The sequence below is a fragment of the Comamonas sp. AG1104 genome (assembly GCF_003350425.1).
Taxonomy (GTDB): domain Bacteria; phylum Pseudomonadota; class Gammaproteobacteria; order Burkholderiales; family Burkholderiaceae_C; genus Comamonas; species Comamonas testosteroni.
Genome location: NZ_QQAS01000005.1, coordinates 512,645 through 537,960, shown reverse-complemented (window position 1 = coordinate 537,960; position 25,316 = coordinate 512,645). Strand labels below are relative to the sequence as shown.

At 56.8% G+C, this 25,316-nt stretch carries 35 protein-coding genes; 21 read left to right on the top strand and 14 right to left on the bottom strand.

Going from position 1 to position 25,316, the window contains the following annotated elements; all coding sequences use genetic code 11:
- Window positions 1-235 precede the first annotated feature (235 nt).
- Window positions 236-541, top strand: a complete 306-nt coding sequence (locus DFO48_RS17250) for a hypothetical protein (protein ID WP_114864213.1) — start codon at window positions 236-238, stop codon at window positions 539-541.
- Window positions 542-654: 113 nt separating this feature from the next.
- Here the strand turns inward: DFO48_RS17250 and DFO48_RS17245 are convergent, their stop codons facing one another.
- The 4 genes from DFO48_RS17245 to DFO48_RS17230 all read right to left on the bottom strand — a co-directional run bounded on the left by DFO48_RS17245 (window position 655) and on the right by DFO48_RS17230 (window position 3,243).
- A complete protein-coding gene (locus DFO48_RS17245; protein WP_080944582.1) occupies window positions 655-885 on the bottom strand; it encodes a hypothetical protein in 231 nt (76 codons plus the stop codon).
- Window positions 886-894: 9 nt separating this feature from the next.
- The gene (locus DFO48_RS25200; protein ID WP_147282750.1) at window positions 895-1,125 is read right to left on the bottom strand and encodes a hypothetical protein; all 231 of its coding nucleotides are present in this window, start codon (window positions 1,123-1,125) and stop codon (window positions 895-897) included.
- A gap of 515 nt (window positions 1,126-1,640) precedes the next feature.
- Window positions 1,641-2,831 carry a recombination-associated protein RdgC gene (locus tag DFO48_RS17240; RefSeq protein WP_114864212.1) on the bottom strand — a complete coding sequence of 397 codons (1,191 nt, stop codon included), beginning with the start codon at window positions 2,829-2,831 and terminating at the stop codon, window positions 1,641-1,643.
- Between the two features lie 229 nt (window positions 2,832-3,060).
- Window positions 3,061-3,243, bottom strand: a complete 183-nt coding sequence (locus DFO48_RS17230) for a hypothetical protein (RefSeq protein WP_034349191.1) — start codon at window positions 3,241-3,243, stop codon at window positions 3,061-3,063.
- Window positions 3,244-3,634: 391 nt separating this feature from the next.
- On the opposite strand from DFO48_RS17230, the gene DFO48_RS17225 reads away from it, so the two are divergent.
- Together DFO48_RS17225 and DFO48_RS17220 are read left to right on the top strand one after the other, a co-directional pair.
- Window positions 3,635-3,853 (top strand): hypothetical protein, encoded by a 219-nt coding sequence (locus DFO48_RS17225; RefSeq protein ID WP_114864210.1) that lies wholly within the window; start codon window positions 3,635-3,637, stop codon window positions 3,851-3,853.
- Between the two features lie 133 nt (window positions 3,854-3,986).
- A complete protein-coding gene (locus DFO48_RS17220) occupies window positions 3,987-4,238 on the top strand; it encodes an RNA-binding protein (protein ID WP_003061328.1) in 252 nt (83 codons plus the stop codon).
- 564 nt (window positions 4,239-4,802) lie between these two features.
- Here DFO48_RS17220 and DFO48_RS17210 read toward each other — a convergent pair.
- Both DFO48_RS17210 and DFO48_RS25480 read right to left on the bottom strand, forming a co-directional pair.
- Window positions 4,803-5,000: a hypothetical protein gene (locus tag DFO48_RS17210; RefSeq protein WP_114864208.1), complete on the bottom strand. Its 198-nt coding sequence runs from the start codon at window positions 4,998-5,000 to the stop codon at window positions 4,803-4,805.
- Between the two features lie 33 nt (window positions 5,001-5,033).
- Entirely contained in the window at window positions 5,034-5,171 is a 138-nt protein-coding gene (locus DFO48_RS25480) for a hypothetical protein (protein WP_199407019.1), read from the bottom strand.
- A gap of 169 nt (window positions 5,172-5,340) precedes the next feature.
- On the opposite strand from DFO48_RS25480, the gene DFO48_RS17205 reads away from it, so the two are divergent.
- Entirely contained in the window at window positions 5,341-5,601 is a 261-nt protein-coding gene (locus tag DFO48_RS17205) for a hypothetical protein (RefSeq protein ID WP_003061334.1), read from the top strand.
- Window positions 5,602-7,525: 1,924 nt separating this feature from the next.
- On the opposite strand, the gene DFO48_RS17200 is transcribed toward DFO48_RS17205, so the two are convergent.
- From DFO48_RS17200 to DFO48_RS17165, 5 genes are all read right to left on the bottom strand, one after another.
- Window positions 7,526-7,705, bottom strand: coding sequence for a hypothetical protein (locus tag DFO48_RS17200; RefSeq protein ID WP_087085882.1), 180 nt, complete (start codon window positions 7,703-7,705; stop codon window positions 7,526-7,528).
- 24 nt (window positions 7,706-7,729) lie between these two features.
- Window positions 7,730-7,948, bottom strand: a complete 219-nt coding sequence (locus DFO48_RS17195; protein ID WP_114864207.1) for a hypothetical protein — start codon at window positions 7,946-7,948, stop codon at window positions 7,730-7,732.
- Between the two features lie 838 nt (window positions 7,949-8,786).
- Entirely contained in the window at window positions 8,787-8,966 is a 180-nt protein-coding gene (locus DFO48_RS17180; protein ID WP_114864205.1) for a hypothetical protein, read from the bottom strand.
- A gap of 1,335 nt (window positions 8,967-10,301) precedes the next feature.
- On the bottom strand, window positions 10,302-10,811 hold the full coding sequence (locus tag DFO48_RS17170; RefSeq protein ID WP_003077345.1) for a hypothetical protein: 510 nt from the start codon (window positions 10,809-10,811) through the stop codon (window positions 10,302-10,304).
- A gap of 38 nt (window positions 10,812-10,849) precedes the next feature.
- A complete protein-coding gene (locus DFO48_RS17165; RefSeq protein WP_003077349.1) occupies window positions 10,850-11,608 on the bottom strand; it encodes a S24 family peptidase in 759 nt (252 codons plus the stop codon).
- Window positions 11,609-11,679: 71 nt separating this feature from the next.
- Here DFO48_RS17165 and DFO48_RS17160 point away from each other — a divergent pair, with 71 nt between their 5' ends.
- Window positions 11,680-11,931 carry a YdaS family helix-turn-helix protein gene (locus DFO48_RS17160; RefSeq protein ID WP_003077352.1) on the top strand — a complete coding sequence of 84 codons (252 nt, stop codon included), beginning with the start codon at window positions 11,680-11,682 and terminating at the stop codon, window positions 11,929-11,931.
- A gap of 2 nt (window positions 11,932-11,933) precedes the next feature.
- Here DFO48_RS17160 and DFO48_RS17155 read toward each other — a convergent pair whose 3' ends face one another.
- Entirely contained in the window at window positions 11,934-12,419 is a 486-nt protein-coding gene (locus DFO48_RS17155; protein WP_114864202.1) for a hypothetical protein, read from the bottom strand.
- Between the two features lie 299 nt (window positions 12,420-12,718).
- A complete protein-coding gene (locus DFO48_RS17150; RefSeq protein ID WP_114864268.1) occupies window positions 12,719-13,090 on the bottom strand; it encodes a DUF2513 domain-containing protein in 372 nt (123 codons plus the stop codon).
- 165 nt (window positions 13,091-13,255) lie between these two features.
- On the opposite strand from DFO48_RS17150, the gene DFO48_RS17145 reads away from it, so the two are divergent.
- From DFO48_RS17145 to DFO48_RS17110, 8 genes are read left to right on the top strand one after another with little or no spacing between them, the layout of a single operon-like run.
- Window positions 13,256-13,732 carry a phage regulatory CII family protein gene (locus DFO48_RS17145; RefSeq protein WP_114864201.1) on the top strand — a complete coding sequence of 159 codons (477 nt, stop codon included), beginning with the start codon at window positions 13,256-13,258 and terminating at the stop codon, window positions 13,730-13,732.
- The gene (locus DFO48_RS17140) at window positions 13,729-14,583 is read left to right on the top strand and encodes a hypothetical protein (protein ID WP_114864200.1); all 855 of its coding nucleotides are present in this window, start codon (window positions 13,729-13,731) and stop codon (window positions 14,581-14,583) included. Before DFO48_RS17145 ends, DFO48_RS17140 begins: the two co-directional genes overlap by 4 nt.
- Window positions 14,580-15,125 (top strand): hypothetical protein, encoded by a 546-nt coding sequence (locus DFO48_RS17135; RefSeq protein WP_114864199.1) that lies wholly within the window; start codon window positions 14,580-14,582, stop codon window positions 15,123-15,125. The genes DFO48_RS17140 and DFO48_RS17135 overlap by 4 nt, the downstream gene beginning before the upstream one ends.
- Complete coding sequence (locus DFO48_RS17130) at window positions 15,125-15,478, top strand: DUF1064 domain-containing protein (RefSeq protein WP_114864198.1); 354 nt, start codon at window positions 15,125-15,127, stop codon at window positions 15,476-15,478. Before DFO48_RS17135 ends, DFO48_RS17130 begins: the two co-directional genes overlap by 1 nt.
- Window positions 15,475-15,732 carry a hypothetical protein gene (locus tag DFO48_RS17125; RefSeq protein WP_114864197.1) on the top strand — a complete coding sequence of 86 codons (258 nt, stop codon included), beginning with the start codon at window positions 15,475-15,477 and terminating at the stop codon, window positions 15,730-15,732. Before DFO48_RS17130 ends, DFO48_RS17125 begins: the two co-directional genes overlap by 4 nt.
- Window positions 15,723-16,034: a DUF4406 domain-containing protein gene (locus DFO48_RS17120; RefSeq protein ID WP_114864196.1), complete on the top strand. Its 312-nt coding sequence runs from the start codon at window positions 15,723-15,725 to the stop codon at window positions 16,032-16,034. The genes DFO48_RS17125 and DFO48_RS17120 overlap by 10 nt, the downstream gene beginning before the upstream one ends.
- Window positions 16,028-16,288, top strand: a complete 261-nt coding sequence (locus tag DFO48_RS17115; protein ID WP_114864195.1) for a hypothetical protein — start codon at window positions 16,028-16,030, stop codon at window positions 16,286-16,288. Before DFO48_RS17120 ends, DFO48_RS17115 begins: the two co-directional genes overlap by 7 nt.
- A gap of 13 nt (window positions 16,289-16,301) precedes the next feature.
- Window positions 16,302-16,997 carry a hypothetical protein gene (locus tag DFO48_RS17110; RefSeq protein ID WP_034349194.1) on the top strand — a complete coding sequence of 232 codons (696 nt, stop codon included), beginning with the start codon at window positions 16,302-16,304 and terminating at the stop codon, window positions 16,995-16,997.
- 161 nt (window positions 16,998-17,158) lie between these two features.
- Here DFO48_RS17110 and DFO48_RS25885 read toward each other — a convergent pair whose 3' ends face one another.
- Window positions 17,159-17,302 (bottom strand): four-helix bundle copper-binding protein, encoded by a 144-nt coding sequence (locus DFO48_RS25885; protein WP_370449591.1) that lies wholly within the window; start codon window positions 17,300-17,302, stop codon window positions 17,159-17,161.
- 832 nt (window positions 17,303-18,134) lie between these two features.
- Between DFO48_RS25885 and DFO48_RS25655 the strand changes: the two genes are divergently transcribed.
- From DFO48_RS25655 to DFO48_RS17070, 8 genes are all read left to right on the top strand, one after another.
- Window positions 18,135-18,356 (top strand): HNH endonuclease signature motif containing protein, encoded by a 222-nt coding sequence (locus DFO48_RS25655; RefSeq protein WP_003077382.1) that lies wholly within the window; start codon window positions 18,135-18,137, stop codon window positions 18,354-18,356.
- A 148-nt stretch (window positions 18,357-18,504) separates the two neighbouring features.
- Window positions 18,505-18,987 (top strand): phage terminase small subunit P27 family, encoded by a 483-nt coding sequence (locus tag DFO48_RS17095; protein ID WP_114864194.1) that lies wholly within the window; start codon window positions 18,505-18,507, stop codon window positions 18,985-18,987.
- Window positions 18,980-20,692 (top strand): terminase large subunit, encoded by a 1,713-nt coding sequence (locus tag DFO48_RS17090; protein ID WP_114864193.1) that lies wholly within the window; start codon window positions 18,980-18,982, stop codon window positions 20,690-20,692. Before DFO48_RS17095 ends, DFO48_RS17090 begins: the two co-directional genes overlap by 8 nt.
- Window positions 20,693-20,900: 208 nt before the next feature.
- Window positions 20,901-21,404 (top strand): BRO family protein, encoded by a 504-nt coding sequence (locus DFO48_RS17085; protein WP_114864192.1) that lies wholly within the window; start codon window positions 20,901-20,903, stop codon window positions 21,402-21,404.
- Window positions 21,405-21,472: 68 nt separating this feature from the next.
- Window positions 21,473-21,646 (top strand): hypothetical protein, encoded by a 174-nt coding sequence (locus tag DFO48_RS25470; RefSeq protein WP_199407018.1) that lies wholly within the window; start codon window positions 21,473-21,475, stop codon window positions 21,644-21,646.
- Window positions 21,646-22,896 (top strand): phage portal protein, encoded by a 1,251-nt coding sequence (locus DFO48_RS17080; RefSeq protein WP_114864191.1) that lies wholly within the window; start codon window positions 21,646-21,648, stop codon window positions 22,894-22,896. Before DFO48_RS25470 ends, DFO48_RS17080 begins: the two co-directional genes overlap by 1 nt.
- Window positions 22,893-23,837, top strand: a complete 945-nt coding sequence (locus tag DFO48_RS17075) for a S49 family peptidase (RefSeq protein ID WP_114864190.1) — start codon at window positions 22,893-22,895, stop codon at window positions 23,835-23,837. The genes DFO48_RS17080 and DFO48_RS17075 overlap by 4 nt, the downstream gene beginning before the upstream one ends.
- Window positions 23,838-23,973: 136 nt before the next feature.
- On the top strand, window positions 23,974-25,293 hold the full coding sequence (locus DFO48_RS17070) for a phage major capsid protein (RefSeq protein ID WP_114864189.1): 1,320 nt from the start codon (window positions 23,974-23,976) through the stop codon (window positions 25,291-25,293).
- Window positions 25,294-25,316: the final 23 nt, after the last annotated feature.

The window sequence follows — 25,316 nt, the reverse complement described above, 5'->3', positions numbered from 1 at the left end:
CAACTCAAGAGACAAGCTTCTTGACTTCCTGACGCTGAACCTCCAGCCAGCTCTTTGCATTGCTGGGCAGCTGCTTGAAGGATGGCAACGGATCTCTTGGCATCAGTAGGTCCGTTGTAGTACCTTATGGGAAAGGTTTGCTGGTAGTTTTGACCTGCTCCTTCTTAAGGAGTCAGCTCTCTTAGGCACGCCAGCTGGATTCGCAAGGCAGTGGGTTCACTGCAAGGAGCTCGTGATGGAAACGATAGAGCAGATGGCTGACAGACACATCCGCGAATCCGAAGCTAGCCTGAATCATATTGACCTGCTTATGAAGCATGCACAGAAAGCGAGCGCAAAGGCGTCTGATCAGGCGGAGATAGAGCGATTGCTAGAGCAGGCGACTAAGCAGCGGGAGAAGCTGGATCTGCATCTTGCGGCTCTTAAAGAGGCCAGGCAGCAGTCCGATTTAGCGCGGCTTGTGGAAGAGGGAAAGAGCTTCAGGGACAGGCTTGAAAGAATAAGGATGGGCATTGAGCGCTTGCTCTTGTCACTAATTTAGGCTTCTCATCCATGCTCCAATAAAGAAGCCCGCTCGATGGCGGGCCTCTCTAGATTGGAGATATTTGCTATCTTATTTATGGCAAATATCCCTGGAAACAGAAAGAAGGCTTTTCAGAAAGCCCCATACCTGTAAGCAAAGTAGCCTGCAGCAATCATGCCAAAGATAGCAAGCGTCAGCATGATTCCTGCAATAGTGTTTCCTGGTTGAAAGCCGGCTAGCTTATTGCCTTCTGTTTTTGGGGATGCGCTCGTTTCCGGCGCTTCTGCTTTTGACCACGGGAAACACATGCACTTCAGGTTTTCCCAGAAGCCGTGAACTTTGCGTTGAGAAAGTTCATGCATAAAAACTCCTTACGCCATCCGATCTGGATATACATCCCAACCATGCTCAGCCTCCAGCTGCATAGCATTGGAGGGTTGCGCTGACCTTGCATCCGGATTGTCGATGTCCACATCGCTATTTTTCATAGGCACATTCGGCGACCGTGCATGGTCATCGTGAGAAATCGAGTGACTGATGATTTCTGGTTGCAGCGCCTGTGGCGCTGTAGCAATAGTGATTGCTAGATCTTCACGTTGCATTAAGTCTCCGGTCTTGTCAGTTGAGCAATCCTCAAGGATTCGCTTTGCTTCAGTGGAAAAGAAAGCAGTTCCGAAAGGGGACTAGGCTTGAGCAAGCACAAGAGGCAGACGCTCACTTAGATGGTCAACTGACTGCGCCACGTCTTGCCCATCTTTGATTTAGCTCGATTTCGGGCACGCTTGAAATCTGGAGAGATCAAGCCGCTCTATCAATTTGAGAGCTGCAGGTTTCGGATCTATACAGGCAGGTTATTTGACCAATTGCCTTGTCCCTACGGTACGCCCATTTCATGGAAAAAACCGTCTTAACGCAAACACTTACATAGAAATTTTGAGCATTGATACGTGTGCAACTATGGCATTTAGAGCTAGCAATAGGCAGGATCATCCGTACGCTCAAGCGACTACCTTCTTGATTTCCTGGATCTGGCCAGCAAGCCTTCACTGCCTACTCTTTGCACTGCTGAGCAGCTAAGTGAGTCGATAGAGCCTAGTCATTTGTTGGCGCTGGACTCCTAGGCGGGCGGCGTCAAAAGCGTGCGCTTGCCGCTGCCATCCATGCGCGACACCAGTCCCTCGGCCTGCATGCGCTCCAGCAAGGCGGCGGCCCGGTTGTAGCCAATCAACAGCTTGCGCTGCACATAGGAGACGCTTGGCTTCTGGTCCTTGCGCACCAGTTCAACGGCCTCGGCATAGAGCGGGTCCCGACCGTCGCCAGCAGCTTCGCAGTGCGGGGCGGGCGCGGTCCTGGCAGTGCTTGCTGGCAGAGTTTTCGCAGCAGGCGCGTTCTGAAGCGAGGCGGGCAGGTCGCCCAGGCGGGTGCGGCCTTCGCCGCCCAATGCTTCGATCAGGTCGGGAATCAGGCGCGACAGCTCGCCGGTGGCAATGGCCACATCGGTATCGAAGCCGCCATCGTCCTTGCTGTTGCCATCCATGACAGCATCCAGCAGCGTGATGTTCTTGATCTGCAGGCCTTCGGTCAGTACAAAGCTCACTCGGTCGTCCCAGGTCATGGCCAGTTTGGTGGGTAGCTTGCCGTGCTCGATGTGCTGGCGGACTTCATCAATATCCAGCGGGTGGCGTGCGTAGCGCACCACGGCCTTGGACTCGTCGGCGGCTTTCAGCTCTGTCTCGCGGTCGGCAGTGAAGCCTGCGGGCGGCTCTTGTGTCATCAGCCAGTGCGCCATGGCGGCCTGTGGGCTGGTCTGGGTATCCAGCAGGGCCAGGGCAAAGCCGGGCAGGCCTTCGACCAGCAGCGTCACCATCTCGTCGGCGCGGCCCTGGGCGCTGGTATCGAGCACCAGGGTGCGCGCCTGCGGATCGATCCAGACCCACATGCTGCCCTGCTTGGTGAAGGCCATGGGTAACAGGTCCAGCTTGGCCTCGTCCTTGAGCTCGCGCTTTTCCTTCTTGCCGGGCTTGCGGCCTTCGGTCTTTTCGATGTGCTCGGCCTTTTCGTTGACCTTACGGTTGAGCACGCTGGCCGGCAGCACCTTGGCCTCGGTCATGAAGCGCATGACCCACTGGCCGGCCACGGACTCGACCAGCGGGCCGTGCTGCTCGCCGCGCGGCGGAACCCAGCCCACGGAGCGCTCTTGGGTCGCGCCGCACTCTTCAAACACCGTCTTTTGCAGGGAATTTTTCAGCGCCTGCAGATCGCTTTGCCAGCTCTTGGCAAGGCGGTAAATGGTCATGCTCTTGAACATTGAGACTCCAGAAATAGAAAAAGCCCGCTGATTGGCGGGCTCTGATGTTGGGGAAGTTGTGGCTGTTAGTGGCCGCAAGGAAGTGGTTGACCCTGCTCTTCTTTGAAGTCTTTAGGAAGAGGGGCGCCGCAGCTTCCGCAACGCTTGTCAGTGGTGGTGTTTGTCATGCTGGTGATACTCATAAAAAAGCCCGCTCAATGGCGGGCAAAGGCAATTCTGTGGAGGCTCTCTAAATCTTGCTGCGGCCTCGGTAGTCGAGGTCGGTGGCGGAGTAGTTTTCTCGCTTGCGCCATTCCATTTGCACGGGGCCGGCATGTTCAGGAGGGTAGGTGATGCGCTCTTTTTCGCGACTGAGCTCCCATCGCTTGGCCTCCACGACATGGTGAACTGTTGATTTTTTAGTTTTGGTCATTGGTGAGGCTCTCTATAAATATGCGAACGCTAGGCCCACAGTACATGGTTAATCCTTAGTGGTCTATCAATTTATTTTTGAAGTCTTTGATGTGAGGGGCGTCAGGTCGGGGTAACGGAAGATTTCCAACCAAAGGTCTTTCAGTTCACCTATACTGGTTTCACTCGCTGTTAAGGCCGTTCGCCCCAACAGCGCCTGTCTGACACCAATGCCGCCCCTTGGCCGCAGGTAGCCGCTCTTCTAGCAAAGCACGCGGTGGTCACACCCCTCTAGGCGAACTCCACCAGATCCTGAACATCCTCGCGGATCTGCGTTGCCCCCTGCACTTAGCACGGGCCTTCCCTATCTCATTTGACGGTCTGCGCAATCGTGCGTGTGATCGTTCGCTTTCATGCTGCACAAAAACACTACAGAGCAGATTGGCCGCTACGTGGTCACACCTCTCACCCAGACTGACGCAAGTGGTCAATTCACTGCTGCTGTCTCTATTCGTCGCGGAACTTATGACCGAATTTTTCGGTTCATTCCGAATTTTTCTGATGAGTCGCTTGCCTCTAAATATGCTTTGGCTGAAGGCCGGAGCATGGTGCTTGGCCACCAGCTGAATTGAGCTGGATCATTTTTCAACCCTCAGTAGAAGCTTTGGCTACTGACTAATCTTCACCAAAGCACTCTCGTGGTTCTCTTGGGAATCATCTTTCGCTCTGAAAAATAAGTAGCGAAATTCATTTAGAAGGTACTGTATGCAAAGCAATCTCTACGTCTCCAATCTTGGCTATGGCATCGATCGCGAAACACTGAAATCACATTTTTCAAGCTGTGGGGATGTTATTTCCTCTGAAGTCATAATGGATCGCAATACAGGTCAATCGCGCGGCTTCGGCTTTGTTGAAATGGGCACTGCTGCCCAAGCAAAGACAGCGATCGACTCCCTGAATGATCAGTCATTGGGTGGTCGAGTTATCTCTGTATCTCTAGCCAACACACGCAAGTAATTTTTACTTGGCGTAAAAAAGCCCACATCTGTAAAGGTGTGGGCTTTTTGCATTTTTAAATTTTCGAGCTCAACGCTCTTCTTTGACGCACTTCACAATATTTTCGCTGACCCAAATGGCTGTCATTCCTGGGCAATGCCAGGCGCTAAGCGCTGAATTTTTGAATGCAGCAGTTGTTTCCTCAAACTTCTTTCCCGATTCGGGCTTACAGCCTTCCATGACCAGGCAAGTCAGCAGAACCGCCGAGGCGCTCAAGAAGAATCCTGCCCTCCAGAGGAGGTGGTTCCTGCTGCTTCGCCTCTTGGGTAGGTACTCAAGCTGGATTGGTGGCTTTGCCATACGCTTCAGTCTATGTTGATGGATGCGAACGCAACGGCCGCTATTGCACCCTTTGGCGCCTTAGAGCTCGCATGTTGATGACCTCCAATGGACGTCTGCGCAGCGAAAGGCAAAAGCTCTGTCTGAAGACAAACTATTGCAATGAATTTTGCAATGCCTATTCTCTATCCTTATGTGCAAGAAGAGCGAAAAGACTTCCTGCAAAAAGGTCATGTCATGGCCAATCTACGGTTGCTCTTTCAGGCATTGCACGGTCTTCTCGTCCAGCCACTCGGCATGCATGCCCGGGCAGGCGAACTCATCGCGCAGGCTTTGGGTGAAGGTTTTGGGTTCATCGGCTTGGGCATCAGGCGCGGACAGCCAGGCTGCGAGAAGCATTGCGCCAACGATGACCAGCAGGGAGTCGACAATCGTCTTCAGCATGAGTCTCTCCTGTCAGTTTTCAAGGTTGAATGCTCAGAGGGGCCAGGGTTCTGGCGTGAGTGCGATCACCACGGCTGCGCCGACCAGGCAGAACAGGCCGAGGCCGGTAAGAGCCCATTGCGCCGCGAGCAGCAGCTTTGTGTTGTAGGCGGTGGTTTGAGTCGAATGCATGGAATCTCCTGTGTGGGTAACGAAAAAGCCCGCGAGCGTTTGCTGCGGGCTTGAATAAAGAGCCGGTGACCTTTCGGGTCTGCCTGGGGAATGGGTCAGAGAGGGAGGGAGGAGATAAACCCCAGGCCCGGCTGGAAACTAGAATGGGTCATCAGACTGGAGGTGCCTCATGACCCAGGAGGAATCTGGCGCATTTGCTGCGCTGTCGATGATCTTGACGGCAGTCGTCAAGGCGCTACCGCGCGAGACTGCCCATCAAGCGGCGAGAGAGCTGCGCGCTGCACAGCTGGATGCTAAGCATCAGGACGGACCTGATAGAACGGATCCCGAGTTCAGGCTTGGCCGCGATCACTTGGTGAATGCGTATCGCGAGCTTCTCAATAACGTGGCCGAGGGCAACGTCTACCTTGTCGGTGGTGGGAAGAAGTAAACCTGACTTGCCATCTGGTGTGACCACTGTCGCCACGACGCAAAGTGCCGCGTTCCTAATTGCCGCCCGCCCAGGCCTATTCCTGAACTGCCGTACCTGCTCGAGTGGTCACACCGGATGGCACTGACTTTGGTGCAAAAAAAGCCACCCTGCGGAGGGTGGCTTAAAGAGGCTTCACTCACACACGAGCAGCGCTCATTCAAAGACTTACTTAGGGTGAATACTTTCACTAACATCTGATGTTGTCAACATTTTCTATTGGTGTTCAAGAATTAATTCATATTTACTATTTGATGTGGTCTAGCTATAGCCCTGCGGGGGAAGGTACATGCGAGGCCTAAGCCTGTGAGCGCCTATTGCTTGGCAAGTAGCAGTTTTGTCGTGCGGGTGGTGATTGGACTTGAGTGCATGTGGTCTCCTGTGGGCAAAAAAAGCCCGCGAGCGGTAGCTGCGGGCTTGAGTAAAGAGCCGGTGACCCTTTCGGGCCATGCCTGGGGAAGAGGTCAGAAAGGGAGGGAGGAGTTAACCCCAGGCCCGGCGTAACAGGTAGATGGCGTCGAATTCTGCACGATGCTTTTTGGGTGATCAATAGGAGCTCGTCTTACACCAAACTGGATAGCCCCATGTCTACTCATGCGGCTGTGGTGGTGCGCATCTAGGGGGCCTGTTTTCCACTATGTGTATCCTGTTTTTTAGCTTGAACTGCCGGCGGCAAAAGAAAAGCCCGCAAGCAGTTGCTGCGGGCACGAATAAAAAGCCGGCGACCTATTTGGTCATGCCTGGGCAAGTTGCGGAAGTGAAAGGAGTCTGTGACCCCAGGCCCGGCAAAACAGGTACGTGACGCAAATTTTGCCCAAAGAGAGTGACGGAATCAAGATGTGTGTGGGCTCATAAACGGGCTCTACGTCATCTGGCGTGACCGCTGTCGCTCACGACGCGGAAGCCGCGCCGCGCTCCCAATAGACGGCGACCCAGGCAAATTCTTGGGGGCATGCCTGTTCAAGCAGTAACGCCGGATGGCCCTGAATTCAGGACAAAAAAAGCCACCTTGTGGGTGGCGTAAGAGGCTCCACCTACGTCCTAATAGCTGGGCCTAAGGCGGATGTTACTGAAATAAATTCACAGCCTATCGTCTGATGCTGCGCAATGAGTGCTTTTGTCGCATTCGCTCGCCGCGACGAACCACATCTGAAGCTTATTTACGTTAAGAAAAGTTGTTAAACCCTCTGGCGTGACCACTGTCGCCACGACGCGGATGCGCCGTGCTCGTGACTGCCGCCAACCCAGGCCCATTCCTGAGTTGCCGTACTTGCTCGAGCAGTCACGCCAGATAGCCCCCGCTACTTTCCCGGGGTGGTCATGATGGGCACCTGTGGCCAGTGCGATTACCCTCTTGCAGTTTTCCAGCCAGGCCCTTTCAGGCTTGCTTTGTAAGAGCCGGGGAGCCGACCCCCGGCACCATCAAGAAAAAGAGCGGATTACCCAACTCCACCCACGTTGCAGTTTTTCATTGCCGCGCTCTTTCTTGATGGCCCCGCTATAGCCCTGCGGGAGAGGGCGCATGTATGGCACATGTTGGCTGAATGCTCACATCTCAAGATCTCCGGGCACAAAAAAGCCACCTTAGAAGGTGGCTGTTGAAAATGAAGCCACGTAATCGTGGGAGCTGTCGAACACTCTTGCTACCAGTATCGATAGCTATGGCGCATGCGCGATTGCCTCTCCTCTTGCCTCCTCTTGTCTTTTTCAGGAGGTCCGCACTGTTCGATGTTGGGTGGACTGGGGAGTGGCTCGCCTCTGGCGAAGACTCGTCTGACTGTTCTCCAAACCCTCAGGAATGAAGATGGGATGCGGCTTACTGACATATAGACCTCCAGACTGACACGCGCGAGCTACGGGCTCGCTGCGTCTCCGTATGGTGCTGTCACGCCTTGTCGTTGACAGCAGGTGTTTCGGAGCTGGGCTGTGGGGCTTTTGGCGTCGGTGCGAGTGGTGAATCGAGACTGGGTTCGATGGGTTGAATCTTTGAAATCGGCTCGAGGAGCATCACCCACATATCACGCCAGAACTCGGACTGACGTTTGTAGCCAAGTAGTGAAAACATATAGACCTCCGGTCAGAAGCTTGCTCAAGCGGCAGAGATTTTGTTGAGGACCGCTTGCAGCAAAAGGCGGTTCGTTTTTTTGCGCAGCATCTGCTCAGGTGATTCCTCCTGCAGCTGTGCATCCGTTTGAAATGGCGTGTGAAAGATTCGGTCGTCATCCGCCACGCTCCGGGAATCGACTTCCTGTTTCACGGCGGGAAGCCGGGAGCGGATGTTGAAGATAGTTTTGTCGATGAAAGACATATAGACCTCCGGTCTATGGCAGCGGTCCAAGATAGGCCACATGAGTCCACGGTACTCTTTTTAATGACCTTAAACGGCGGTCTCAAAGTCCATGTCAGCAATGCTCGAATAGGCCTTAAACCGCAGCAGTTTCCTCAAAGAAAAGCCACCTGAAAAGGTGGCTGAGGATCATGGCTTTCTGCTTAGTCTGGGGCGTGAACGTGTCAATCAGGGCTTGTCGTTGGCTGCATCTGGGCCGAGCGTGGATGGTGGCGTTTCTGGCTTTGCTGAAGGCTCTTGATCGAAGCTTGAAGGGCTTGGCGGGAGCTCAGAGATGGGCTCAAGGATGATCGACCACATGTCATGCCAAAACGCGACATATCTTTGGTACACAAGGAGTGGAAACATATAGACCTCCGGTCTAAAGCTGCGAAGCAAAAGTGACTCGCATGCGTCCACATTACGCTTTTAAATGACCTTAAACGGCGCAAGCAAAAGCCACCCGGAGGTGGCTGGTGTGCTTGCTAGGGCGGTAGCGCAACCCTGAGTTAAAAAGTAGCTCTCTTTCGCTACTGTTTGCGTTGCTGCTGCTGCTCTTCCTCATTCTTTTCTTTAGGGACACGAGGCTTGCCTTGTTGCTGTGGAGCTGGTAGCCCATCAGTGATAAAAAACATCAGCTTCAAGGTGTTCCAAAAAGATGGGGTAGAGATGGGAATGGGGTTACCTGACAAATAGACCTCCGGTCTAAGGTGGCTGGTCAAGATTGACTGCCTTGTCCCACAGTACGCTTTTAAATGACCTTAAACGGTGCTCTTGAAAAAATAGACGCCCCACCATGTTGTCGCAGCTGAAGCCGCAGTCAGTCGATGAAGCCGAGGTCGCGCAGCGCTTCTGTCTCCTGGGTGTACTCAGCGTCCTCGATCAGCAGCACGCCATCAGGGCCATAGATATTGCGCTGTGGAGCGCCCATGACTTGCTCGATGCGCTCGACTCTGTAGCCGTGTCGCTCCCAAATTTCGGTGGTGTTTATGCGTGTCATGGATTCACTGTACTCAAACGAACGCGCTGCTAGCAAGGCTTTCGTTTGAACCCCGGATGCGCTCCGGGTGGCGGCGCATATCTCCCACTGTCACTGGCTTGCGCTTCGCTCTGGCAGCTTTATGCAGATCACTATCTGCGCCGGTTAGCACCATCCACCGCTTCGGGGCGGCAGAGTCGCGGCGCGTTCCGGTAAGTCATCGGGGCGCAGCGTGTCTCACGACGTGCATTGAATCTCTGGCTTTTTAAGGACCTGAGGTGCTGGCTCGATCACTTGGCACCCATCGCTTTGCTGCGATGGATGTAATGTAGCTTTGCTAAACTAAATAAGCAATAGCTTTGCTAAATATAAAATGAAGCGCTGCTACTATTGATCATGCGCGCACATCACAAAGATGCAAAAAAGCCCGCTGATGCGGGCTTTGAGACAGCCAGTTCGGGCCGGCTACAGATAGCAATGAGCGCTTCTACGTTGTGTCCTCGACAAGTGATGGCAAAGCAGCGCTGTGCAGAATGCTCACGGAAGGTCTGCGCGTATTCCGGTCGAGCTGACCGCCTGTGCCGGCTGTGGCTGACCAGGCTGCTGTTCATGACCGACTGAGTTCGGCCAGAAGCAGTCTTTCGGACATTGATCTTCAGTATCCACCAAAGACTGAGATCAAAATTTTTAGGCTTTTCTAAACACAATCACAGCGAATTTGCCTGTCGGGTTGTGCACTCATACACTACTAGGCGAGTTAAACATGTACATCGCATGTCTCCTAAATCTAGTTAGGCCACTACATGAGTGCGTACTGCCCCCACTGTGAAAAGGAGATCGCCGCACAGGCGCAGGAGTGCGAGTACTGTGGCGCAAACTTTTCGAACGCCGAGGGGTGGAAGCCAACGTCTGTACCTAGTGTCTTGAAGCCCAAAATCACGGGGCCGGATGCTGTCCTTCAAGCTCTCGGGCGGCTCATCATTGGTGGCATCGGGTGGTTTGCGTTCATGCTTTTAGCCATTTTTGCCGGTTTCAGTGGAGGCTACTCAGCTGGTAGAACATGGATTGGCTTCGCCCAGCTTCTTTTAGTTGGAGTTCTGGTTTGGGTACTTCTGCCAATCGTTCGGCTGCTCTCAAGGAAGCAGCTCCGTGCCTAACCCATCGTCCAAGCGGACCGCCTGCGGCGACCGCTGAACTCATTCGTTAGTAATTTGGCTGTCTGCTTTGGGTCGTTTGCTGTCTGTGATTAGTACAAGCAGGCCGGTCATCGGGTCTCGGAATGATGGTCAATGCAGGCCAGCGCCCGCAAGTCTGCCTGCACCCATTGCTTCCGTGAAACAGCGAGAACCAGTAGTCCTAGAAAAAAACCTTTTTCGTGCAGGCGTCTAGTGCCTTTGCAGCGGCGTTGCTTAGACCAGCTGTTGGAAGCGGTATTTCCTTGCCAGTGGGTGTTGTAAATGAGATCGAGGTGATTGGATCGGATGCAAGTGTCATCGCCATCTCATCAGGCATGGCAAAACCCACCTCAATCCCATTGCTATAAAGCGTCATTGCTGCGGAGTTGCCTGAGTAGCGCTTGTCATTGATGGCTCCGCCGATGCTTGATGGAGGCAGTGAAGACTGCTTTTCAGCTACTCCGAACTTTGGGCCTTGCAGTTCTACGTAGGTAAATAGCGGGTTGCACTGTGTCGCGTATTCAAATGCAATCAAAACCAAGCGACTCGTGGCGCCTTCTGAAGGAAGCCCGACTCTTGCGACCGGGCCCACGTAGCTGCTGAGGTCGGCCTGCCATGTTTGCTGGCCCAGGGCGGGGGCGGCGCAGAAGTAGAAAATAACCGGAAGCAATGCTGCACAGTTATTTTTCATGAGGCACCTCTTAGGAAGATCTGAATCAGTCGCACCGATTACAGCCTTTTCCCATTCCAGGCCCACACCACCCGACCAACCACATCCACTTGATGATCGCCATTCAGTGTTTGTACAGTCTTGGCGCTGGGGTTGTCGCTGGTCACCTGCAGCTTGCCGTCAAAGGTGGGGGTGACACGCTTGATGAAAGTTCGATCATTCGCCCGCAAAACGTAGACGCCTTCGCGTGAACTGGGGTCACGTGCACTAAGCCCTGTGTCAACGAGCAGGACATCGCCATCTGTGAATGTTGGGGCCATGCTGTCGCCATATGCGTGTATGAAGCGCAGCTCTTGCGGGTTCTGGGGCCTGATCTGCTGATTGATCCAGTGTGGGGATAGGGCCAAGTCACCCACAATGACATCTGACTCCAGCAACTCAGAACCGGGGCCCATGCTGCCGCAGTTAGAGAGCAGAGGAACAATTACAGCGTCAGGTGCGTGATACATCGGAACAGCACTGTACGCTGACATGTCTATCTCGTGACCCCTTGGGTAAGGCGCTGGCTGAGCAAGCTCCGAGACGTCAGACACCAGCTTTGCAAAGCGAGGTGCAATCTCTCCGATTCCGATACCCAGCCCTTTTGCATACGCTTTGGCCGCATCCAAGCTGATGGGGCGATGCCCACTTTGGTGTTGGGAAAGCATGGACGCACCGCCTGGAACTCCATTGTCCTTGGCGAACTGAGCCTTGTTCTTAACGCCGGTAAGAAGGCGACGCAGGTTTGCAGCCTCTTCCTCAGTAGTCCATTCTTTCATGTTAGCGATGCTAATAATTAATGAATTTAGCGTGGCTTGATTTTTATGATTAGCTATGCTAAATTTTATGAATGAAACATGCAGCATTCGCAAAGCGAGCCAGCACCGAGGCAGGTGGCCCGACTGCTCTGGCGCGAGCCCTAGGCAAATCCCCTTCCGAGATATCCCAGTGGATCAGCGGACGGCGCCCGATCCCTGCTGCTTGCGCTGCAAGCCTTGAAAAGCTCACTACTGTGACTAGGCGGGATCTGTTCCCCGACCAGTACACCCAGATTTGGCCTGAGCTGGCGCAGCCATCCACCTCAACCAAGGAGGTGGAGTGATGTCACTTATCGAAGACTTGGGCTTTACAGGCGGGACAGGCAAGTCCGTTGTCGGTACCCATGACCCAAGTGCGCTGGAGCACAACAGACCTGCCGATGGAGAAGCAGGGCTGGCAGACATAGTGGGGCGCCTCATCGATTCCTGGCTCGTCTGCTCCGGCCAATGCGTTGGTGGGATTACTGCGCAGCGCAACCGCACCGCTAGCGAGCGTGACCAGCGTGTATTTGCCGCGCTCATCGATGGTTGCCTTCAGTTCCAGATTTTCCTTCTGCACCTTGGCCAGATCCGATTGGAGCTGCAAAAGAGCGGTGTTGTGAGCGAGGAGTCCCTCCTGCGCCTTGAGCAACTGCTCCAGAAGGGCAGCGGTTTTCTCGTTGATGAGAGCGGTGTCGCGCATCGCGCTCATTCCCTTGGCGATGTCGCGGGCAGCGGAGATTGATCCTGCGATGCCACCGATTGCTGTCCAGTCCATTTGCATGCTCTCCATGAATCACATCATTAATTTGTCCATCGCCATAGCCATCGCTGGCTTTGGGGCTGCGGTGCGGCCATCCACCTGTACCAAGGAGGTGGGCAATGAATAGTGCGAAGTTGCCCCGCGTGGATTTTGTTGCCGTGCGAGACGGAGACCATTCGGCCCTGCTGACCGCCGTTACAGCAACTGCTGCGCGCTGGTTCAGCATGGCTGATTCTCATATTTCATTTCAGCACCATGCATCGCACGTCGCTCGTGAAGAGGGAACCGCCAAAGCCGGGCTTCTAGCCGCTGCGATGGATTTGCGCGCGCTACTGACTCAGTGCCCTGATGGTCGGCAGGCCTTGCGTGATTTCGGTTTTGAGCCAGTCTTTCAGCACGTCGAAAGTGAATGACATGGATGGCTTCATCACGTTGTCCTTGGCCTTTTTCCACAAGGTATCGCTTCTCACTGCATCTGCGAACTCGCATCCACTCCAAGTCAGCCTGAACACAAAAGCTACGGCGCTTTCGTCCATGTATTCATTGATTGCGGCATGGACTAGTCCAGCTTCTTTCATCCAAATGACGTGGAGAGAGAAGACGTCTTGCTCTACACCGTCCAGTCCATCCAGTGTCTCGTCCATTGGTAACTCTTCCGCTGCAAGCGCAATACGCCGGATCAAGTCCATATCTCGCTTCATGTCTGCCCTCCCTGTGGCTGTTGGTAATGGTTTGGACGCCACCAGCATAGCCCAGGGTGCGGCGGGCACCTTTTCTTCTCTTCTGGCCTGTTTTCGTTTGCATGCAGGCAGTGTCTTTCTCGGCGGCCAAGCCCGCAACGTCCTTTTTCTCGGAGTCCGGACGACATGAATGCTCTTGATGCACTGCGACGCATGGTCGCCAACTACCCAGGCGGCCGCGCTGCTCTTGCAGCCCGCCTGAACAAATCCGACGAAGTTCTGCGCAAGGAGCTGAGCGGCGTGTCCCCAAGCCACAAGATGGGTCTCGCTGACGCTGATGAGATTGCGTCTATGTGCCGTGAGGCTGGTAGCGCAGAAGCGCATGCCTTGGGCACGGTCTTCTCATTCAACGCCGGCATGCTGGCGCTGCCCGAAGCGCAGCCAGGCGCTGAAAAATGCCTTTCCAAGTCTGCAGCCATCGCGGTGCGTGAATGCGCCGACGTTCTGATGGCCACCACGATGGCGAAGGCAGACAACAACGTCAGCGACAACGACAAGCGCGTGGTGCAGCGTGAAATCGCCGAGGCCGTGGCTGCGTTGCTTGCTGTTCAGCAATCCCTGGATGCAGAGCACGCCGCAGATAACGCGAGGTTTGGACGATGAGCAAGCTCCCATGGTTCCGTACCTATACGCGGATGGTCGACGACGACAAGCTGAAGCTGCTGGCCTTTGAGGATCGCTGGCACTTTGTGGCCTTGCTGTGCCTCAAGGGCGAGGGGCTGCTGGACAAGGGCGATGCACCTGCGCTGCTGATGCGCAAGGTCGCCGTGAAGCTGGGTCTGGATGTGCGCAGCCTGGAAGAGGTGGCCCGCCGCCTGGCAGAAGTTGGGCTGATCGAACAGGCCACCCTGCAGCCTTCCAAGTGGGCCACCTTGCAGATGCGCAGCGACACCGACAACACCGCAGCAGAGCGTAAACGCCGCCAGCGCCAGCGCAAAAAAGACGCTGTTTCAGAGGGAGAAGAGGGTGGTCACGATGAGGTCACTGGCGAGTCACGCGTGACGGGTACGGATGTCACGCGTACAGATACAGATATAGATACAGATAAAGAAGAGACAGTTAACTATTCAAAGGCTGTAGGTGATGCTGACCGTGACACTTCGCCTTCGGCTCAGCCAGAAGCCAGCAAGGGAAGGGGCAAGACTGCGACAGCGACAGGAACACGCCTGCCCGAAGACTGGAAGCTGCCCAAGAGCTGGGGTGACTGGGCCATTGCCGAACATGCCGGCCTGACCGAGGAAGAGGTGCGCCGCCAGGCCGCGATGTTTGCCGATCACTGGCGCGCCAAGGCTGGCAAGGACGGGCGCAAGGCCGACTGGGGGGCGACCTGGCGCAACTGGATCCGTCGATCCACCGAAATGCCCGCGGCCCGCCGTCCATCCATGGCACCTGCAGCCGCAGCAGGTGGCAAGCACGCTGGCGCCATGGCTGCCATTCTCGGAGGTCTGCAATGAAATCCATTGGACAACTGGCCCATGCGGCGGCTTCGCCCCGTCGCGGAGAGTCTCAGGCCGTGAGTGCCGGCGTGGCAAAGCTGTTCCTGCTGATGCAGGGCTCCTACGGTACCGCTTTCCTGAGCAAGTTCGGCTCTGGAGCTTTGGACAATGACGGGCAGGACATCGGCATGCTGGCTGCGCTCAAGGTCTGGGGGGCTTCGCTGCGCAAATACGCGCCGGAGGTGATTGAGGCTGCAGCCGATCGCATTGCCGACCACCACCCCGAGTTCCCGCCCAGCCTGCCGCAGTTTGAGGCCCTGTGCAAAGCGGCTACGCCCCGCAAGACCTATGCGGAAGAGGCCGGCCTGCTGGCGCTGCCCGCGCCCAAGTTTCAACGCCTGGAGGTGCGCATCGTGGCCCATGGTGATGGCAAGGACTGGGCGCGGAAGATCCTGGCCCGCTCGGAGGCTGGCGACAAGACCGTGAGCTATCGCGCGTTGAAGGATGCCAAAGAAGCCTTGGGCCTGAGCACACGCAGGCAGCAGGAGGGCGTGCATTGATGTTTGCAAAGCGATCTGGCCACAAGTACGGCAATAGGAAGGTCATCACGGCAGACGGCACCAAGTTCGACAGCTTGGCCGAGTTGAACCGCTGGGGTCACTTGCAAATGCTGCAGCGTGGCGGCCACATCAGCGATTTGCGCCGGCAGGTTGTGTTCGAGATGGTCCCATCGGTCAAGTTTGTTGGCGCTGCGCGCGCTCGGCCCGCCATTCGCTACATCGCAGACTTCGTGTATCTGGAGAAGGGCATCGAAGTAATCGAGGATGTGAAGGGCGTGGAGACCCCTGAATTCAAGATCAAGCGCCATCTGATGAAGGCACTGCTGGGTCGGGAAGTACGGGTGGTCAAGTGACGCAGGCATTGAACCCCGCATTCTTTGGCAAGGTCGTGCCGCTGGCTGGCCAGCGCAAGCCGCCGAGCACCTCGCGCATCACGCGGCTGGTGTGGCCGACCTATAAGCGCCTGAGCGACGGCCGCTACCTGATCGAGCACTGGATGGAGAACCGCTGCTGCAACCGGGTGCAGGTGGGCAGCAGCATGGTTTGCGTGGTCGACGACTACGGCAGTTTGGTGGCGGTAGAGGACAGGGGGCGTGCATGGTGGTGAAGCGCATCTATCTCGCCGGCCCCATGAGTGGCCTGCCCGAGTTCAACTACCCAGCTTTTCATGCAGCAGCTGCTGTGCTGCGCGCCCAGGGTCACCACGTTGAGAACCCTGCAGAGAACCCGCCGCCTGCCTGTGGAAGCTGGCAGGGCTACATGCGCATGTCCCTGTGCCAGATCGCGGCCAGCGACTGTCTTTACATGCTGCCTGGCTGGCGCGCATCCCGTGGCGCCCGCATCGAGCATGGGCTGGCGCTGGATTTGGGTCTGGAGGTGCAGGACTTTGGGGAGCGCGCTGGATGCTGAATCGACTGAACGACAAAGAACGCGCTCACCTGGCTGCGGTCAAGGAGCTGCCCTGTAGCGTCTGCGACCAGTCCGGGCCCAGTGAGGCTCACCACATCGAGCAGCGCCAGCAATACACGGTCGTTGCCTTGTGCGAGAGCTGCCACCGCGGCCCGTTGATGGGGCTGCACGGCCAGCGCCGCATGTGGGCAATCAAAAAGATGAGCGAACTAGACGCGCTGAACGTGACTGTGCGGCGCCTGATGGGAAATTGAGAAAGAGGACACGATGAGTAGCGACCCCACCAAACCAACCTTAATTGAACGCATGACCAGCGCCAGCAACAGCTCCGACCTCTCCGTAAGCCTTGATTTTCGAGGTGATGCCGATTTCCTGATTGCCTCTGGCATGCAGCCCGCCAAGCTGGGGCGGCTGGTGTACCAGCTCATGGCTGAGTGGGACTCTCGCCTCAAGCCGCGCATGCTGACTGCGGCTGACATTGAGCGCGTTGCGGAAGGCATGCCCCGCTTGGCCAAGAAGACCAAGGACAAGCGCGGCGAGCGGGTGACGGAGGTGCTGGACATTGCGGGTGCCCAGGCGGCAGCGGCCCAATGGCAGGCGCAGACGCGGCGCGAGATCCTGGCAAAGCTGCCCAGCTTCATCAAGCTGACAGACCAGCATGCTGGCTTCACTCCATGGGTTCTTGCGCAGGGCATAGAGGAAGGGCTGGCCAAGCTGTCGGATGTGCTGCTCTGGTGGTGCGATCGCCGTTGCCATGAGTGCGGCGGCACGAACCTTGCCCGAGGGAAGACCTGCAAGGCGTGCCACGGCTTCGGTACCCGCGATGTGCCTCATGGAGCCGACGGGCTGAAGATCTCGGAGCACATCGCTCGGCACGTAGATCGATCCCGCCAGCTCACAAAAAGCAACCTGCGGTGCATGAAGCGATACAAGGAGTTTGCCGCTGGCCAAAAGTTGGCCTAGAATGCGCAGGAATAGCGCAGGCGCAATTAAACCGCCTTGCCATCATCGCTAAACGGTCTTGAGGCGTGGAGCCTTATGACTTTAGGTAATTGATGGATAGTCGCGTCCAAAATTTCCAAAGCCTCAGCCTAATCGCTGGGGCTTTTTGCAATCTGCATTGGTCAATTGATCAGTGCATGACATTCCTTGGCACAAGCGTGGCAATCAATTGCGCACCTCCTAGTGTGTTCGCGAAGGTGCTGCTCACATTCGTTGGCACATGCTAGGCAGATCTCGCCACACAGCTTGCAAAAGTGCTTGGCCATCTCACTGTTGCGAGCCATAGCGCCTGAAGCAAGTGCGCATACGGCCGCGCAATCCATGTTCATTGCAATGCAACCAGCCATGGGGCTTACGTCCTGCTCTTTAAGGCACTCGGCAATACAAGCGTTACATGCAGTGATGCAGGCGTTGCAAGCATCGATGCACCCTAAGTATTGATAGGTTGAGTTCATTGACTTCTCCTGAATGTGTGTGAAAGCTCACTATCGATTTGGTGCTTGCTAGCAGTGTGTTGGTGTAGGTGGATGTGCCTACATTCCGTCCAAGACGATTTGTGTTCCCTATTGCTGTGCTGCAGGGACTTTTCTTCGATCACCTCGACAGCTTTTTATTCACGGTTCGCTGCCACCGAGCACGCCCGACGATCACGCACATTGCAGTAGGGGCGGATCACTCGGTGGCGGCACCTATGTCTGTGACATAAACAGAAAGGGCCTACTAGGTAGGCCCTTCACTCACTGAAACTTGCCGATAGACGAGGGTGTAAATGAACTTCAGTCGTGATCTCTCTCTGGATGGAGCTTCTGGTGAGTGATTCCATTCTGATCTTCTGGTGTAGGAGGTTGCTAGGTGTTAACCCTTGGGTTTTTGCTGGGATGCGCATCGAAAAGGCGGTGCAGCATCAGGGACGGGTTGGTAATGCCTCAGCGCCCTAACAAGCCTTGTCGCCATCGAGGCTGCAATACTCTGTCGCGCTCGTCCTCGGGTTTTTGCGATGAACACCAGTCCGAAGCCAGCGGCTGGAATCATCCGGGGCGAGGCTCGGCCAAGTCGCGTGGCTATGACTATGCGTGGCAGAAGATTCGAGAGTGGGTCATGCAACGCGATGCGTGCTTGTGCCAGCCATGCCTCAAGCTCGGTGCGGTGTCGGGCGCGCAAGAGGTCGATCACATTGTCCCGAAGGCCCAGGCCAAGCGGCTGGGTTGGACGCGAGAACAGATGGACGCAAGAGAAAATCTGCAGGCGATCTGCAAGGCTTGTCACGCCGTCAAAACGGCGCGGGAGTCGCAGGGTCTGTTCACCTCCCTCTTGACCTGATCGCTTCGCATGTGGGCACGCATCGTGCAGCTTGGGTGGCTCTGGGCGGGGAGGGGGGAGGGTCGAAACCAGGGTGCCCTCGCGCTCTAGACCGACCGGTTCGTCACATTTTTACGCCCGCGAAATATGAAATTTAACTGGAGGCCCGATGGCAGGTGCTGCTGGGCGCTCTGGCCGTCGCCCCAAACCTACGGCAAAGAAGCTATTGGCTGGTAATCCAGGCAAGCGAGCTCTCAATAAATCTGAACCAGACTTCGAGCTGGTTCTGAATATCGATTGCCCGGATTGGATGGGGGATAACGGCCGGATGCTCTGGGAAACCGTGGCGCCGCAGTTGTGCAAAGAGCGCATTTTGGCGGCGACAGATATTCAGAACCTTGAGGTGTACTGCTCCGCTTATGACCAGTTTCGGATGGCCCAGGCGGATATCGCCCAGAACGGAGTGACGGTCTCTGGGGCCATGGGAGGCGTGATCAAGAACCCCGCCGCGACGGCCCTCAAAGAGGCGACGGCCATGATGGCCAGCTATGGCGGAATGCTGGGGCTGGACCCGTCCAGTCGACAGCGAATGATGGGCACAGGTAAACAGAAGCAGAGCGACAACCCGTTTGCAGGGGTCATCAATGGCTAAATATCCGGCGGTGGATGCAGCCAACAAGTTCGCTAAGGCCATTGTTGCCGGCAAGATTCCGGCGTGTCGATATGTCCGGCAGGCCTGCCAGCGTCATCTGGATGATCTGCTGGCCAGCAAAAGCAAAGCGTACCCCTATGAGTTTGATGCGAAGGAGGCGCAGAAGAAGATTGCTCTGATTGAGCTGCTGCCGCACACCAAGGGCGAATGGGGCTTCAAGCGCCAGTTGATCACCCTTGAGCCGTGGCAGAAGTTCGGTCTGGCGTGCACCTTTGGATGGAAGCGCAAGAAGGATGGTCTTCGCCGCTTTCGTGAAAGCTACTGGGAGGTTAATCGCAAGAACGGCAAGAGCGTCATTGCAGCCGGCGTGGGTCTGGCCATGTTTGCCGCCGACAACGAGTTTGGCGCCGAGATTTACTCCGGGGCCACTACAGAAAAGCAGGCATGGGAGGTGTTTCGGCCAGCGCGTCTCATGGCGATGCGCTCTCCCATGCTGCTGGAAGCTGCCGGCATCGAGGTCAATGCCTCCAATTTGAACAAGCCAGGCGATGGCAGCCGCTTTGAGCCCATCATCGGCAACCCCGGTGACGGTGCCAGTCCTTCGTGCTCCATCGTTGACGAGTACCACGAGCACGACAGCGATGCGCTCTACACCACCATGCTCACTGGCATGGGCGCGCGCAAACAGCCTCTGATGTTCATCATCACCACGGCTGGCTACAACATCGAAGGTCCGTGCTACGACAAGCGGCGCGAAGTTGTGGAAATGCTCGACGGTACGGTGCCTAACGACGAGCTGTTTGGCTGGATCTGGACGGTTGATCCAGAGGATGACTGGACGGATCCAAAGGTGCTAGCCAAGGCCAACCCCAATATCGGTGTGTCAGTCTATCAAGAGTACTTGGAGAGTCAGCAGCGAAGAGCCATCCAGCAGGCGCGCTTCACGAATACCTTCAAAACCAAGCACCTGGGTCTCTGGGTAACCGCCAAAACTGGTTACTTCAACATGACTCAGTGGGAGTCTTGTGAAGACGACACACTGAATCTGGCTGATTTCGAAGGCCAGTCGGTGGTCTTGTCGTTCGACCTGGCTCGCAAGCTGGACATGAACAGCATGGCCCGGCTGTTCTGGCGCGACATCGATGGAAAGCGGCACTACTACAGCATCGCTCCGCGCTTCTGGGTGCCAGAGGACACGGTCAACAACAGCGACAACCGGCGGATGGCCGAGCGCTTGCAGAAGTGGGTCAACACAGGTCATCTGCTGACCACCGACGGTGCCGAGATTGACTACCGCGAGATTCTGGAAGAAGCCAAGGAAGCCGCAAGGTTAAATCCTGTTGAAGCATCGCCCATGGATCCGCACGGCGCCACCAACCTGGCCCACCAGCTCGACGATGAAGGCTTGCTTCCGATCACCATCGTGCAGAACTACACCAACATGAGCGACCCGATGAAGGAGCTCGAGGCGGCCATCATGTCCGGGCGCTTTCATCACGACGGCAACCCGCTGATGACCTGGTGCATGGGCAATGTGATCGGCAAACACCTGGTCGGCAACGACGACATCGTGCGCCCCATCAAGCAAGGCAACGACAACAAGATTGACGGAGCCGTAGCACTGATCATGGCCATCGGCCGCGCAATGCCTGGCAAGCAGGCCGAGCAGGAGGCCAGCATCTATGACAGTGGAGTCGGCATCTAGCCGATGCTGCTGAAATTCATGATGGCGAAGTTGGTGAAATGAGTTTTACACCATAGAGACTTGTGGTAGTTTTCAGGCAAGCTGGTGCCAATTGGCCGTAGCCCAAGCCCGCGCATTGCGGGCTTTTTCATTTTCGCATCCAAAGAGCTGCTCAGCAGCCTCACATCAAACCGCCCGCCGAGGCGGTTTTTATATTTCCGAAAGGCAAATGATGAAAGAACTGATGTTCCAAAACCAGCCGATCCGACTCATCGAAAAGGATGGGAAGAAGTGGGCAAGTGCTGCCGATATAGCTCGGGCGCTCGGGTATTCGCGCGCGGACAAGGTGACGCGTATTTTTGATCGTCACCGCGTGGAGTTCACTGCGTCAATGACCGCAATTGTCGAGACCCCCACTTCGGGGGTGTCGGGTAACCTCTTGACCCAGACGCGGGTTTTTAGTCTGCGCGGAGCCCACCTCATCGGAATGTTTGCTCGCACTGCAAAGGCTCAAGATTTCCGTCGCTGGGTTCTGGATATCCTTGATGGTCAGCGGGCCGCGCCATCGCTCATCCAGGAATGGTACGAGGCAAGGGCAGCCCTGGATGCCCAAGATAAATTCGCAAGCTTGTGCGGGCGTGGACTCAGCGAGCACAAAACTAGGAAGCCGCCGCTACAGCGAGCGGCAGATGTACTGATGTCGCGAATCCAGCCTTCGCTTCAGTTCCAGTAGCCACCTTCGGGTGGCTTTTTTATTCCCGCCGCCCGCGCTAGCTCCTCGGCAGCTTCTCCCTCGTCGCCATGAAAAACCTCCTCAACCTCATAACCCGCGAGCACGTGGGCCTGGCCTTCATGGCGGTGGGCTTTGCGTGCCTGATGGGCGGTATCGCAGCGCACTTCTCTATATCGGTCGCGGCCATGGTGGGCGGTGGCCTGCTGCTGGCTGCCGGCATTGCCATTGATCGGATGAGCTGATGCTGTTCAACAAACGAGAAACCGCCGAGCAGGCGGGCACCCGCGTTGGCTGGCTGTCGTCCATCATTGGTGGAGCGAAGCAGTCGGCCGCCGGCCAGCTGGTTACGCCGCAGACGGCCTTGGCTTTGCCTGTGCTGCAGAACTGTGTGTCGCTGCTGGCTGAGTCTGTGGCGCAACTGCCATTGGAGGTGTTTGAGCGCCTGGAGGACGGCTCCCGCAAGCCTGCAGATGCCCACCCGGCCTATGCGCTGCTCAAGTTCGCCCCCAATGATTGGCAGACGCCGTTCGAGTCACGTGAGTACGCGCAAACAGCGTTGGGGCTGCGCGGCAACGCCTACAGCTTCATTGAGCGCGACGGCCGCGGCAACCCCACGGCGCTGATCCCGCTCAACCCGGGTGATGTTCAGGTGTTCAAGGGGCCTGACCTCAAGCCGTATTACTCCATTGACGGCAAGGAGCCAGTGCCTGCCCGCTTTGTTCACCACGTGCGCTGGGTATCGCTGGACAAGTACACCGGCCTGTCGCCCATCGCCCTGCACGCCAACAGCATTGGCTATGCGCTGGCGCTGGAAGAGTACGGCAGCAAGTCCTTTCTGCATGGCACGGCGCTGTCCGGGGTACTGGAGCGTCCTAAGGAAGCTGCTGCCATCAAGGAGCAAAGTGCCATTGATGCGCTGACCAACAACTGGCAGGCCAAGTTCGGTGGCGCGCCCAATGCGGGCAAGGTGGCCCTGCTGCAGGAGGGCATGACCTTCAAAGCCCTGTCCATGAACAACGTGGACGCAGAGCTGATCGGCGCGCTGAAGCTGGCCGCGGTGGATATCACCCGCATCTACAAGATGCCGCCGCCCATGGTCGGGATGATGGAGGCAGCCACGTACAACAACGTGGAAAACCTCCAGATCCAGTTCGTGATCTACACCCTGATGCCATGGCTTCGCCGCCATGAGCAGGCGCTGCAGCGCGATTTGCTGCTGCCCTCCGAGCGAAGCCGCTACTACATCGAGTTCAACATCGGCGGCCTGCTGCGCGGTAACCAGGAAGCGCGCTTCAAGGCGTACGCCGTGGCCCGCCAGTGGGGTTGGCTGTCGGTCAACGACATCCGCCGCCTGGAAAACCTGCCGCCAGTCACCGGCGGCGATGTGTACCTGCAGCCCCTGAATATGGTCGGGGCCGGCACGCAGATGCCGGAAAAATTCACTGATGCATCGGACGAGCAAGTCCGCGATATCCAGAAGGCCCTGACATGAAAAACTTCCCTCGCATCGCCAGCATGATCTTCAACACCCCGCAGATGGTGCGCGAAGACTGGCTGGACATGGCTGTGAACTGGGCCAACCAGGCGATGAACCTGAACATCGTCAACCTCAACCCCGGCGGTCAGATCATGGCCATGGAGGATGACGAGCCAGTTAACGCCATCTCGCCGGCAGAGCGCCGCCTCAACGCAGCCCGAGAGAGCGGTGTCTACGTCCTGCCCATTCATGGCGCCCTGGTCTCGCGCTCCGCGCACATGGACATGTGCACCACCATGACCAGCTACGAAGGCATTCGTACCCAGCTGCAGGCCGCGCTGGCTGATGATGCGGTGGAACATGTTGCGCTGGATGTGGACAGCCCCGGCGGCTCAGCCACCGGCATGACTGACCTGGCCGAAGAGATCTTTGCGGCCCGCTCCATCAAACCCATCACGGCCATCGTCAACTTCTCCTGCTACTCAGCGGCCTACGGCCTTGCCAGCGCGGCCAACGAGATCGTGCTCAGCAACTCCTCGGGGGTGGGCTCCATCGGCGTCATCGCGCGCCATGTGGACATGAGCAAGCGCTATGAAGAGCAGGGCATCAAGGTCACCACCATCTTTGCCGGCGCGCGCAAGGCGGATCTGGCCAGTGATGCCCCGCTGAGTACGGAGGCGGCGCAGTGGCTCAATGAACTGGTGCAGCAGAACTATGTGGAGTTCACAGAGCTGGTAGCGCGTAATCGTGGGCTAAGCGTGGCTGCGGTGCGCAGCACCGAGGCTGGTGTGTACTTTGGTGCCAAGGGCATCGAGATGGGCCTTGCTGACCACATCGAACCACCGCAAGCAGCCATCAATCGTATTGCTGCAAGCGTTCACTCCAGCCGTAAGCCACAGCCTGTACGTAGTTTTAGCGCGCGTGCGGCCGCTATGAACTGTCAGATGCAGTCTTAATTCTCGGCATCCGCTTCACAAGAGGCTGTACGTCGCAGTCGTTTCCTCCTTTTTACTGCCCTGGCAGTTTTACTTGCGCCCGCCATGGGCATCACTGAACCCGCCTGGAGCGGGTTTTCTTATTGAAAGAGACGTTATGTCCAAAATCCATGAAATCCGTAGCGAGCGCGCCAAGATCAACGACCGCGTGCAAGCCTTGGCCAAGCAGGAGGCCGAAAACGGCTCTCTGACCTCCGAGCAGCAGGCCGAGTTTGGCGAGCTGCAGGCGCAGTTCGAGAGCATGTCCGGTCAGATCGCACGCCTGGAGTCTGCCGAACGCATGAATGCGGCGGCCGCAGTGCCTGTCTCTGCTGCTGTGGATGTGACTGCAACCAAGACCGTACCCGCCCAACCCAAGCAGGCTGAAGCGCCTGGCGCCGGCATGGCCAAGATGGTAGTTGCCTTGGCCGCAGCCCAAGGCAATCGCCAGGCTGCAGCGCAGTTGGCCATTGAGCGCGGCTACGGCGAGCAAATCGCTGCTTCGCTGAATACGCTGACCTCGGCCGCCGGCGGTGTGCTGGTGCCCACCAATCTCTCGAGCGAGGTGATTGAGCTTTTGCGTCCCAAGTCCACCGTGCGCAAGATGGGGACGCGGCCCTTGCCTCTGAACAACGGCAATATGACCATCCCGCGCCTCAAGGGTGGTGCGGTGGTTGGCTATATCGGCTCTGATTCCGACGTGCCTGCAACCCAGGGCGAATTCGACGACCTGAAACTGTCGGGCAAGAAGCTGGCGGCACTGGTGCCCATCAGCAATGACCTGTTGGCCAACTCTTCGGCCAACCCGAATGTGGACGCCATCGTGGTGGGCGACCTGACCAGCGCGCTGGCGGCCCGTGAAGACAAGGCCTTTCTGCGCGACGACGGCACCTCCAACACGCCCAAGGGCCTGCGCCACTGGGCCTTGCCAGCCAATGTGTTTGCACCGACCTCGGCCACGCCGACATTGGCAGAGGTGGATTCTGACCTGAACAAGGCTCTGTTCCGCCTGGAAAACGCCAATGCCAACATGACCAGCGTCGGTTGGGTCATGAACCCTCGCACCTTCCGCTTCCTGGCTTCCATCCGTGATGGCAATGGCAACAAGGCCTACCCGGAGCTGGATAACGGCTTCCTCAAGGGCTATGCCGTGGCGTTCACCACGCAGATTCCGGCGAACCTGACCGTGGGCGCGGATTCCAACGGCTCGGAACTGTACCTAGCCGACTTCGGTGACTGCTTTATCGGCGAAGACGAAGGTCTGGTGATCGACTACTCCAAGGAGGCCACCTACAAGGACGGCCAGGGCAATGTGATCTCCGCCTTCCAGCGCGACCAGACGCTGATTCGCGTGATCGCCAAGCACGACTTTGGCCCCCGCCACGTCGAATCCATCGTGGTGCTCAAGGACGTTCAGTGGGGCTCCAGCTTCGGCTAAGCCCGCCTTGTGTTGATCTGCTC